The organism is Microcoleus sp. PH2017_08_TRC_O_A, from assembly GCF_020738665.1.
In the GTDB taxonomy this organism is placed as follows: domain Bacteria; phylum Cyanobacteriota; class Cyanobacteriia; order Cyanobacteriales; family Microcoleaceae; genus Microcoleus.
In genome coordinates this window covers 12,125-24,607 of the sequence record NZ_JAEQCE010000003.1, presented here as the reverse complement: position 1 = coordinate 24,607, position 12,483 = coordinate 12,125, and the positions used below count along the sequence as shown (strand labels likewise).

Genomic DNA, 12,483 nt, shown 5'->3' with positions numbered 1-12,483 from the left:
TTTCCTTTGGGTTGACAGCCCAATTTTACCATGTTACGTTCTGGTTTTGGGATTTGGGATTGCGAATCTGAGATTTATCATATTACTAGGGGGTGGGCAAAAGCCCACCTCACCAAATTACCCCATCATCTCACCAAAAAAGTCGATCGTCTCTTTCAAGGCTTTGACAAACACATCAATCTCCTCATGGGTATTGTAAAAATACACACTCGCCCGTGCAGTAGATGAAATGTTCAAATAGCGGTGCAAAGCTTGCGTGCAGTGATGCCCGGAACGAATCGCGACCCCCTCCGCATCCAACATGGTGGACAAGTCTTGAGGGTGAAGTTCTCCGGCGCTAAATGATGCTAGCGCTGCCCTACCTTCGCCGTTGCTGTCTGGTTGTGGCCCGTAGATTTTGATCTCGGGAATTTGCCGCAACTGTTGGAAGAGATAAGCCGTCAAGTCGGCTTCGCAAGCGTGAATCCGATCCATGCCTATGTTACTAAGATAGTCGATCGCAGCACCAAGGGCGATCGCCTCACCGATTGCCGGAGTCCCCGCCTCAAACTTGTGCGGCAAATCAGCATAGGTGGAATATTCGAGAAACACATCAGCAATCATCTCGCCGCCGCCGAAAAACGGAGGCATTTCTCTCAGCAAGTTTAGTTTACCGTACAGAAAACCGATACCAGTCGGAGCGCACATTTTGTGGCCGGAAGCAACCAGCCAATCGCAATCCATTGCTTGCACGTCTACTACCATGTGCGGCACGCTTTGGCAAGCATCAATTAAAACTTTGGCGCCGAAACTGTGGGCAATTTTGCATATTTCTTTGACTGGATTGATGCAGCCTAAAGTATTGGAAACGTGAACCACAGATACCAACTTAGTTTTGTGGGAAACCAGCGTTTTAAACTGTTCCAAATCAAACTCGTAAGTTGCAGTCAACTCTACAAACTTTAACACCGCACCAGTTTTTTGAGCAATCATTTGCCAGGGAACGAGATTGCTGTGGTGTTCCATCACCGACAGGATAATTTCATCTCCCGCTTGCAGATTGCTTAAACCCCAAGAATAAGCAACTAAATTAATTGCTTCCGTGGCGTTGCGAGTGTAAACAATTTCTTGTCGCGATGCTGCATTGATAAATGCTGCAACTTTGTCTCTCGCACCTTCGTAAGCATCAGTTGCTTTGGCGCTGAGAGTGTGGGCGCCGCGGTGGACGTTGGCATTGTATTGTTCGTAGTAATCGCGCCAAGCGTTGAGTACAGCTAGGGGTTTTTGGGAAGTCGCTGCGTTGTCTAAATAAATTAGCGGTTTACCGTTGACTTTTTGCGTCAAAATGGGGAAGTCGGCGCGAACTTTTGAGGCTAGAGTTTTTTCTTGAATAAGTGTCATATTTTCTGAGTTAACAATGAGAAGTTATTTTTTTGCAAGATTAGGGCGCAATTCCATTTTAAACGATTTTTTGCATCAATAGGTACGTTGTTGGGCTTTAGCCCTTTTTATATATGTCTAAAGAGGGCTAAAGCCCAACAACGTACTTTAATTAATTCCGCTTTTTGGCTGCGGACTGAAGTCCGCACTACAAACGAATCTTACTGCGGTTAATTGATCGGACACGGCTTTGAGGGGGAAAAGTCAATTTGGATTTTGGGATTTGAAAATCCAAAAGCCTTTCGAGTCTAACTAGAGCTTTTCTCTAAAAGATGAGGTATGACTGACAGCTTATATAATACACTAAGAGGGCTAAAGCCCAACAACGTACCTCACCTATCTGAGAAGGGCTATAATCTTGATAAATCAAGACACCACCTACAAAATTTGACTAATCTTTCACTGGCCGCATTGTCGGGAACATTACGGCATCTCGGATGCTTTGAGTATTAGTTAAAAGCATCACCAATCTATCTACGCCGATGCCCATTCCCGCACAATTCGGCATTCCCAAAGATAGCGCTTGGATGAAGTCTTCATCCATGGGATGCGCTTCGTCGTCGCCTGCATTTTTCTGCGCTAGCTGTTCTTCAAAGCGCTTTCTTTGCTCTTTCGGATCGTTCAATTCTGAGAATCCATTTGAGTATTCTGTGCCATTAATAAATAGCTCGAAACGTTCGACAAATCCCGGTTTGCTGCGGTGTCCTTTGGCTAAGGGACTGACTTCGACGGGATAGTCGATGATGAATGTCGGTTGAATTAGTTTGGGAACAACTAATTTGTCAAAAACTGCGTACAAGACGTAGCCTAAACTTTGTTGTTCTAACTTTGACAGATGCAGTTCTAGCTTGCTTGCAGAGCCGATCGCACTTTCCAAGTCCAAACTGTCAAAATCCAGCCCAAACTCGTCTCTGACAGCTTCCACCATCGTTTTAACTTGCCAGTGTTTCCCGCTGAAACCGGGATATTTGTCGCTGTAGTCGAACTTGCGCTCTAAACTGATGGTTTCTCCCTGATTTTCAATTTCCACGACATCTCCAAAGACAGCCGCCGCCGCAAAACACATCACATCTTCGACAACTGTTAAAATGTCGAACACATCTGCATAGGCTTGGTAAACTTCTAAGGAGGTAAACTCGGGATTGTGAGTGCTGTCAATACCCTCATTTCTAAAGGCTTTTCCTAGTTCAAATACTCGCTCGAAGCCGCCGCAAATAGCTCTTTTTAAGAACAATTCCGGTGCCACTCGCAAATATAAGTCTACTTCCAAAGCATTGTGGTGCGTAATGAATGGCTTAGCAGCAGCACCGCCGTAAATAGCTTGCAGCGTTGGCGTTTCTATCTCGTAAAAATCTGCTTTCCAGAGATAGGAACGGATACTTTGTACGATGCGGCTACGCACCATGAAACGGTTGAGCGCATCTTGGTTGCTAGCCAAATCCATTTCGCGGTGGCGGCGGCAAACTTCGGGGTCGTTAATGCCGTAATAAGCATCGGGAAATTGGATTGTAGCTTTTGATAAAAGGGTGAATTCCCGCACTAAAATAGAAAGTTCTCCCCGTGGCGTGCGGCAGCCAATACCTTGGACGCCGACAAAATCGCCGATATCAAGCAATTTTTTAATTTGTTCAAAGCTCAAACCGACTTCACCGGTGACGATTGCTTTCTCGATTTTGAGTTGAATTTTGTCTGTGGCGTCTTTTAAATCGATGAAACCAATTTTGCCGCTGTCTCGCTTGGAAATAATCCGGCCTGCTAATCGCAGGGAAATTTCTTCGGGATCGCTTTCTCCGTTGGCGAGTTCTTTTCCCGGCTGACTAAATATTTCGCGAACTTGTTGGGCTGTGTGCGATCGCGCGTAGGATTGGCTAGGATACGGTTCTATGCCTTGCGATCGCAGTTCTTCTACTTTTTGACTGCGGACTTCGGCTTCACTCAGAGTCATTACTTATTGCCTGGTTAAAATTACCAATATCTTACATCTTGCACTATTCTCGTGCTGGCGCTCCGGGCGGGCTCGCCTGCTCACCCCACCAGAAAATTCACTCTTTGTGGGACAAGCATCTTGCCTGTTCCTGACCAAGCTGCAAAATGTGAGAAACACTAGACTTTATCATAACCGCGCAACAGGGATGAATTTTTCAAACAACTAAGATACACTTGCGATCGTCAGGCGTGCCTTAACTGTTGACTAACATCTGCGATCGCAACCGCCACATCCGGCGCAGACGTAAATAATCTCACAAAAAAAAACTAAACTCCTTACAGATAAACGGTTTGATTCCCACTCTCAACTGCCAACTGTCAACTGCCAACTGCCAACTGCCAACTGCCAACTGCCAACTACCAACTGCCAACTGTCAACTGCCAAAGCGGGCGAAACCTTAAAAAATTAAGTTGTCTGTCGATCGCAAGTGGTGAGATGATATGTAGTGCAGCCTCACGGCAGTTCCACAGAAACTGAACAGCAGAGACGCGGGCGATCGAACTCGACTCATCGCACCTCTGCCACAATCGACCACACATATCATGTCCGGTCGATCGATCGTACTATTTGGGTCGGGGCGGGTTTACTAAAACTCTGGTTTTCATTGGGGATTATTGGTGAACCCGCCCCTACAAGAATTACGATCGATTGACCCGATATGATATCACACACACTCTCTCTTAACATATAAAAACCAGAATTATGGCTGTTGCAACTCAATCACTCGAAGAACTCTGCATCAACTCTATCCGCTTTCTCGCCATCGATGCGGTAGAAAAAGCAAAATCAGGACACCCGGGACTGCCGATGGGCGCTGCTCCTATGGCCTTCGTGCTGTGGGATCGGTTTATGCGGTTCAACCCCAAAAACCCCAAGTGGTTCAATCGCGATCGCTTCGTCCTCTCGGCCGGCCACGGCTGTATGCTACAGTACGCCCTCATGCACTTGACCGGCTACGATAGCGTCAGCCTCGACGACATCAAGCAATTCCGTCAGTGGGAATCCAAAACCCCCGGACACCCAGAAAACTTTGTCACCGAAGGCGTAGAAGTTACTACAGGCCCTCTGGGACAAGGCATTGCTAACGCCGTCGGTTTGGCAATGGCAGAAGCTCACCTCGCTGCCAAGTTTAACAAGCCCGGTAACACCATTGTTGACCACTACACCTATGTCATCATGGGTGACGGCTGCCACATGGAAGGCATTTCCGGCGAAGCTTGTTCCTTGGCTGGACACCTCGGACTCGGCAAATTAATTGCCCTGTACGATGACAATCACATTTCCATTGAAGGCGACACTAGCTTGGCCTTTACTGAAGATGTCGGCAAGCGTTTTGAAGCTTACAACTGGCACGTCATTACAGTAGACAATACTGCTCTAGACAACGATACTAACCTAGAAGCAGTTCACAAAGCTATTGAAGAAGCGAAAAAAGTCACGGACAAACCGTCCATGATTAAAGTCCGCACCATCATTGGTTACGGTTCTCCCAACAAGCGCAATTCTTACAGTTCTCACGGTGCTGCTTTGGGTACCGATGAAGTGAAAGCAACTCGCGATTTCTTGAAGTGGGAACACGCACCGTTTGAAATTCCTAGCGATGCTTTGTCACACTTCCGCAAAGCAGTTGAACGCGGCGCTCAATCTGAGCAAGAATGGAATCAAGCTTTTGCTGATTATAAAGCAAAATATCCCGCAGAAGCAGCGGAATATGAGCGCACCGTTGCTGGCACACTTCCCGAAGGTTGGGATAAAGTTCTCCCGACTTACAAGCCGGAAGATAAGGCAGATTCCAGCCGGAATCATTCTGGAAAATGTTTGAATGCTTTGGCTGCTGTCCTACCTGAATTGATCGGCGGTTCCGCTGACTTGGCATCTTCTAACATGACTTTGCTCAAGGGTGAAAAAGATTTCCAAAAAGGTCAATACGAAGGACGCAATCTGCGGTTTGGTGTGCGGGAACACGCTATGGGCGCGATCGCCAATGGTATGCTCCTCCACGGTGGCTTAATACCTTACTGCGCCACATTCTTGGTATTTGCCGACTATATGCGCGGCGCAATTCGCCTCTCCGCACTCTCCGAAGCCGGAGTCATCTATGTCATGACTCACGACTCCGTAGCCTTGGGCGAAGACGGCCCCACCCACCAACCAGTCGAAACCATCGCTTCCCTGCGCGCCATCCCCAATTTATTGGTAATGCGCCCTGCGGATGGAAACGAAACATCCGGTGCTTACAAGGTGGCAGTTGAAAGCCCCAAACGCCCCACTTTGATGGCTTTGTCTCGTCAAAACTTGCCCAATTTGGCCGGAAGCTCGATCGAAGGAACAGCCAAAGGCGCTTACATTTTGTCCGACGACGGCGGCACTCCCGACATCATTTTAATCGGCACCGGTGGCGAAACATACCTCTGCGTTGATGCCGCTGAAAAATTGCGCGCCGCAGGCAATAAAGTCCGCGTCGTTTCGATGCCTTGCTGGGAATTGTTCGACTTGCAAGATGCCGCTTACCGCGAATCTGTACTACCAAAAGCTGTTACCAAACGGTTAGCAGTTGAAGCAGCTTCTAGCTTCGGCTGGGGACGTTATTTGGGTTCCGAAGGCGACAGCATCAGCATCGACACCTTCGGCGCTTCTGCACCAGGCCCCGTTGCTCTAGAAAAGTTTGGCTACACCGTTGATAATGTCGTAGCTAAGGCTAAAGCGCTGTTGGGTTAATCAATAGCAGCAGCATAATTTTGGATGGGGCGGGCTTGGGGCTCGCCCCTTTTTTTATGGGTGAAGGAAGAAGGAAGACGGAAGAAGGAAGACGGAAGAAGGAAGAAGGAAGACGGAAAAAGATAAAACTTCAACCCGCGGAGGCGGGTTTTGTTTGTGTAGCCGCGAATGACCTTCGCCCGGTCTTCTGTAGATTTTTGAATTTTGAGATAACTTATAAGTTATTGGGTTAAATTTTCCATTCCCCATTACCCATTCCCAATTACCAATTACCAATTCCCAATTCCCAATTCCCGATTCCCCATTACCCATTTCTTTATCATGTGGACTGTTTTAAATAACCTCTTATTCATCGGGAATTACATTCCTCACGGCCACTGTTACCTTTGGCAGCGAGAGCTTGTCGCGCTGCATATAGTGTCAGACTCGATAATTGCCCTGGCATACTATTCAATACCCCTATCCCTAATTTATTTTATCAGTCAGCGAAAAGACTTGCCATTTCGCAACATTTTTTGGCTGTTTGCCGCCTTTATTATCTCCTGCGGTACTACTCATGTAATGGAAGTTTGGACGCTTTGGCATCCTGTTTATTGGGTTTCTGGCTGTCTAAAAATGATTACCGCCGCGATTTCTGCTTACACGGCTTTTGCATTAATTCCTTTAGTTCCCCAAGCATTAACTCTTCTGAGTCCAACTCAATTAGGGATGATCGATCGCATACTGCAACAAGAAATCATCGAACGCCGAGAAACAGAAGCTCGCTATCAAACCTTAACTGAAGCTTCGCCGGTGGGAATATTTTATGCAGACGCTATAGGAGATTGCTTGTATGTCAACGAGCGCTGGTGTCAAATTTCGGGAATGGGCTGCGATGAAGCTTTGGGTAAAGGGTGGTTCCAAGGCATTCATCCAGACGACCGCCAGCGGGTTTTTGACCAATGGTACAGCGCCGCTGCCGAGAAATTGCCGTTTAAATCTGAGTACCGCTTTCAAGGCATCGATCGCACTAAAATCAGTTGGGTATTCGGTCAAGCTGTCGGTCAAGTCGGAGAAAATGGGAAGGTTAAAAGTTATGTTGCTACTATTACTGATATTACAGAACGCAAGCAGGTAGAAGAAGAAAATCGACTGCTCAATGAAACTCTGGAGCGTCGAGTAGTCGCTCGCACTGCTCAAATTGAAATTTACAACCACAAATTGCAAAAAGAAATCGCCTACAGACAAAAAATTGCGTTCACTTTGTTAGAATTGACGCAACTGCAAAATGCAATTCTTAATAGCCCTAACTACACAATTATTTCTACCGAACCAGACGGTACGATTAAAACATTTAATCTGGCAGCCCAGAAACTTTTAGGCTATTCCTCCGAAGAAGTGGTGGGAAAATTTACGCTAGCAATCATTCACGATCCTGTGGAGGTCGGCAAAAGAGCAGAAATTCTTTCTCAAGAATTGGGAGTAAAAATAGAGCCGGAGTTTGAGGTTTTTGTTGCCTGGGCGCGTCGGGGAATAGCTGACGAAAATGAATGGAGTTACATTCGCAAAGATGGTTCGCGGTTTCCGGTACTGCTGTCTGTGACTGCCTTATTTGACAACAACGGAAATATTAACGGTTTTTTGGGTATCGGTCAGGATATTAGCGATCGCAAACAAGCTGAAAAAGATTTCCGCGACCTCACCATTGCCCTGCAAAATGCCGTGGAAGGCATTTCGCGACTGGACATTGAGGGACGCTACGTCAATGCTAACCGAGCTTACGCTCATACCTGCGGTTACGAACCCGAAGAAATGGTCGGTATGGAATGGATACTCACCGTACATCCTGATGATATTGAGATGCTAATCTCAGCTTATGAGGAGATGCTAATTTCTGGCAAAGTAGACGTGGAAGCTAGAGGAGTCCGGAAAAATGGAACGTTTTTTTACAAGCAAATAACTCTGGTAAAAGCTTGCGACGCCCAAGGGACATTTAACGGTCACCACTGTTTCATGAAAGATATCACCGATCGCAAACTAACTGAAAGAGCCTTGCAGGAAAGCGAATTCAAGTACAGACAAATAGTTGAATTAGCAGAAGAAGGTATTTGGGTAATTGACAGCAATTCCCTCACGACTTATGTCAATCACGCAATGGCACGAATGCTTGGCTATAGTGAAGTAGAAATGTTAGGTAGACCGCTTTTGGATTTCACGGACGAACCGGAAAGAACATCAAATCTCTATCCTGTGGATTGGCGCCAGCAAGCTATTGGTGAAAAACGTGAAGTACAACTAAAAACTAAGGAGGGTAAAGATGTTTGGACTTATATTTCTACCAGTCCAGTATTCGACAATCTGGGGAATATGCTGTCTTGTTGTGCGTTGGTTTACAACATTACAGGCCGCAAAGAAGCAGAGGAGCAAATGCTGCAACTTACAGAAGATTTGAAGCGTTCTAACGAGGAACTAGAACAATTTGCTTATGTGGCTTCCCACGATTTGCAAGAACCGCTCCGAGCCGTTACCAGTTACACTCAATTACTCGCCCAGCGCTATCAAGAAAATTTGGACGATCGCGCCGATAAGTATATTAATTATATTGTTGACGGCGCGACCAGAATGCAACAATTGATTAATGATTTGTTGGCGTATTCGCGACTGGGAACGAGGGGTCAGGAGTTTGAGCCAGCCGACTGCAATGCTGCTGTCAAGCAAAGTTTGTGCAATTTGCAAATTGCGATCGCCGAAACAAAAGCTGTCATCACCTGCGACGCGATGCCAACGGTGATGGCAGATGAATCTCAACTGGTGCAATTATTCCAAAATTTGATCGCCAACGGCATCAAATTTTGCCGCGAAGACATCCCGTTCATTCAGATCGCTGCCCAAAGGCAAGAGGGCGAATGGCTGTTCAGCGTCCGCGATCGGGGCATTGGCATCGATCCTGAGTATGCCGATCGCATTTTTATCATTTTTCAACGCCTGCACGGACGCCGCGAATATTCCGGTACTGGCATAGGTTTGGCGATGTGCAAGCGGATTGTGGAACGCCATGGCGGGCGGATCTGGGTGGAATCTCAGGAGGGAAAAGGAGCGACTTTTTACTTCACTATTCCTATAATTAATAGCTGAAGGGTCAAAGTTCAATTTTTTTTTCCTCTAATCAAAAGGATACGCCAGTTATGAGCGATCGAAGCACTGTTAGACCCGTTGAGATTCTGCTGATTGAGGATTCGCCCAGCGACGCCGATTTGGCAATAGAAGCCTTCGGTCAGGGTAAAATATTGAATAACTTACATTTTGTGGAGGATGGAGTTGAAGCAATCAAGTTTTTACACAAAACAGCACCCTACCTGGGCGTACCCCGTCCTGATTTAATTTTGCTGGATTTGAATCTGCCCAAAAAAAGTGGCGTTGAAGTGCTAGAAGAAATTAAAACTGACCCTAATTTAAAATTAATTCCTGTAGTGATTCTCACCACTTCAGCAGCTCCGGAGGATATTGCCAAGTCCTACTCGCTCCACGCCAACTGTTACATAACTAAGCCTGTAGACTTCGTACAATTTACTAAAGTAGTCAGGTTAATTGAGGAATTCTGGCTCGCAGTCGTCAAACTTCCTCTAAATTAAACAACAGATACTTTGCTGATGGCCAATAGAAAATTTTTTCAACTTTTTGAAATTCGGTATAGGAGGATTCACCCAGCAGTCCTGATATCGGTAAAAAATGCAAATGTAGGCTAACTGCAAACCCCAGAGCCATTTCTCATGCCAGAATCGCAAATAGTATCACTTGGCTAGAAAAAGTCTGGCAAAAAGCATTTTTTTCACAAGTGGCATAAGAGTGGAAGATGGAGTTTGATACTCCCCATGCCTAAAGGCGAGGGGATTCTTGAAGAAACCATAATCGGATCTACAAAGGCGCTATCAATTCGCCGCTACTCGCTCAACTTGAATTTCTTCAAGCATTGCGTATACTTTAGTTTTTTTTGCTTTCAGAGTCCATCACTAGCCAAAAGTTACGGTACGCTCAACAACCAGCCTTTTGTTTGCCCTTTAACTATTCCGAATCAAGTCGGATATGTCCGTTGCCGGGATTGCACCGTACTAGGTTGTTTCAACACGTAGATGGTTATTCCTACTCAATCTTCTTAATCATAACATCAATTTTCGATATGTTTCATTGATCGATAGTTCGGACAGTTTTTTAACGACTCTGTAAGCGTTACAGACTAAGCCCTGGCATTTTTAATGATTTTTTGAAACGAGCGGGCTAGACTTAAAGATTGAAAAAATAGTCAGCCCTATAGCCATCAAGGGTTTGAGATACTCGATCAGATCTAAAACTGTCCTTCGTATTGATTGATGTATGTAAAGAAATATTGAAGGCGGTTGAAACCGCTACCGACTTGGATCCGTGTCGTTAGCCCGGGGCTTGCGTTTCGCTCTTCGGTCAGCAAGGATTTTTTTCCAGCCAGAAAGTTTGTAGTGGGCGTACCCCGTCTTGATTGCATTATGCTTGACTTGAATTTGGCTAAATAAAGTGGTTTGGAAGTGTTACCAAATAATAATTTTCAAGTTGCAAATGGCAGGGTCAAGAAAAAAAGTTTAAGCTGAGATTGATACGCCGTGAAAATGTTACAGCCAAAAACCTCTAAGCTATGTGGATTAAGATTCTGTTAATAGAAGACAATCCCGCTGATGCTGATTTGCTTGCAGAACTTTTAGAAGTATCTGGGGGCGTTCAGTGGGAACTCGTGTCTGTTGAGTTCCTGCATGAGGCGATCGCCCAACTGTCCAAACAACACTTTGATATAGTATTGCTCGACCTTTCTTTACCCGACAGCCGCGGTTTGGAAACCCTAACTCGCCTGCGAGAAGTTGCTCCCGATACAGCAATGGTGGTAATGACAGGCTTGGACGATGAGGCGATCGCCCTAGAATCAGTTCGCTTGGGAGCTCAAGATTACATTGTTAAAGGTCAAATTACTACTCCATTATTAGTGCGGACTATCCGCTACGCGATCGAACGATCGCAAACATTCCAAATGCTGCGGGAAAGCGAGCGGCGTTTTCGGGCGATTTTTGACTCTTCCTTTCAACTCACCAAGCTGCTGACTCCCGAAGGAGTCGTGCTGGAAGTCAACGAGACAGCCCTCGATTTTGCCGGAGTGCGATCGCAAGATATAGTCGGCCGCCCGATTTGGCAAATGGTGATTTGGCCTCAAACCCGAAATTTTTCCGAACAACTGCAATTTGCGATCGCCAAAGCCAGCCGCGGCGAGTTTTTCCGCAGCGAAATCGACTTGGTAGGCAAAAACGGCCAAATTGTCACAGTTGATTTCTCACTCAAACCTGTTAAAAATGAGACAGGACAAGTTTTGCTACTCATTGCTGAAGCCCGCGACATTAGCGATCGCAAACGCGCAGAAGCTGAAATTCTCAAAGCCCTCGCACGAGAAAAAGAACTTTCCGAACTGCGAGCCAAATTTGTCACCATGGTTTCCCACGAATTCCGCACCCCCCTGACAACCATCCAATTTTCCGCTGGATTGCTCCAAGATTACAGCGCTAAGTGGTCAGAAGAAAAAAAATCTACTCATTTTGTGCGGATTCAACTAGCCATCAAACGCATGACAGAGTTATTAGAAGATATCCTCGTAATTGGCAAAATAGAAGCAAACACCTTACCATTTCAACCGATTTCCTTAAACCTCGAAAAATTTTGCCGTCAACTCGTAGAAGAACAGCAGCTCAACGATAGCAACCAACATCCGATCGCCTTTATACATGAAGGCGGCAACTGCGACGCTCAAATGGATGAAAAACTGCTGCGGCAAATGTTGGGAAACGTCCTCTCAAATGCCATCAAATATTCCCCCGCCGGCAGTTCAGTTTCCTTGCGACTAAATTGTCAAAACGGCAAAGCTGTTTTCCAGGTTCAAGACCAGGGCATCGGGATTCCCCAAACCGATATAGAGCGGATCTTAGAAACTTTTTACCGAGCTACAAATGTCGGCACTATTTCAGGAACAGGTCTCGGTTTAGCAATTGTGAAAAGAGCCGTGGAACTTCACGGCGGCAAACTGGCGATCGAGAGTCAAGAAGGAAAAAGCACAACTTTCACTATTACCTTACCTTTAATTTGTGCTAGCCAATAAGCTGCTGCGCCAGAGAGAGAGAGTGCGAGAGGGGAAGACGAGTTGATTAATGTTAATAGTTCATTCAAATATATAGCGGTTCTCATAAAGACGAGGTATGTCACATTCTGCTACGATCGTCGGATTGATAACACACACGCGCCCAGAGCCTCTTTACCGGAGTTTAACCTCAGAAAGCTTGGAAGCATCTCAGTTTTGGAAAAAGCATTTTTTTTAC

7 protein-coding genes are annotated in these 12,483 nt (G+C 46.0%); 4 read left to right on the top strand and 3 right to left on the bottom strand.

The window, feature by feature from the left end; all coding sequences use genetic code 11:
* Positions 1 to 117: 117 nt before the first annotated feature.
* The 3 genes from JGK22_RS01365 to JGK22_RS01355 form a co-directional block, all read right to left on the bottom strand.
* Positions 118 to 1,380 (bottom strand): SufS family cysteine desulfurase, encoded by a 1,263-nt coding sequence (locus tag JGK22_RS01365; RefSeq protein ID WP_293175675.1) that lies wholly within the window; start codon positions 1,378 to 1,380, stop codon positions 118 to 120.
* Between the two features lie 430 nt (positions 1,381 to 1,810).
* Complete coding sequence (lysS, locus tag JGK22_RS01360; protein WP_293312191.1) at positions 1,811 to 3,364, bottom strand: lysine--tRNA ligase; 1,554 nt, start codon at positions 3,362 to 3,364, stop codon at positions 1,811 to 1,813.
* 398 nt (positions 3,365 to 3,762) lie between these two features.
* Positions 3,763 to 3,945: a hypothetical protein gene (locus tag JGK22_RS01355; protein WP_293312189.1), complete on the bottom strand. Its 183-nt coding sequence runs from the start codon at positions 3,943 to 3,945 to the stop codon at positions 3,763 to 3,765.
* A gap of 163 nt (positions 3,946 to 4,108) precedes the next feature.
* Between JGK22_RS01355 and tkt the strand changes: the two genes are divergently transcribed.
* From tkt to JGK22_RS01335, 4 genes are all read left to right on the top strand, one after another.
* Entirely contained in the window at positions 4,109 to 6,124 is a 2,016-nt protein-coding gene (gene tkt, locus JGK22_RS01350; protein ID WP_293312187.1) for a transketolase, read from the top strand.
* A gap of 417 nt (positions 6,125 to 6,541) precedes the next feature.
* Entirely contained in the window at positions 6,542 to 9,238 is a 2,697-nt protein-coding gene (locus tag JGK22_RS01345) for a PAS domain S-box protein (RefSeq protein ID WP_293312185.1), read from the top strand.
* A gap of 50 nt (positions 9,239 to 9,288) precedes the next feature.
* A complete protein-coding gene (locus tag JGK22_RS01340) occupies positions 9,289 to 9,735 on the top strand; it encodes a response regulator (protein ID WP_293155910.1) in 447 nt (148 codons plus the stop codon).
* A 1,031-nt stretch (positions 9,736 to 10,766) separates the two neighbouring features.
* Positions 10,767 to 12,266, top strand: coding sequence for an ATP-binding protein (locus JGK22_RS01335; RefSeq protein ID WP_293175663.1), 1,500 nt, complete (start codon positions 10,767 to 10,769; stop codon positions 12,264 to 12,266).
* Positions 12,267 to 12,483 lie beyond the last annotated feature (217 nt).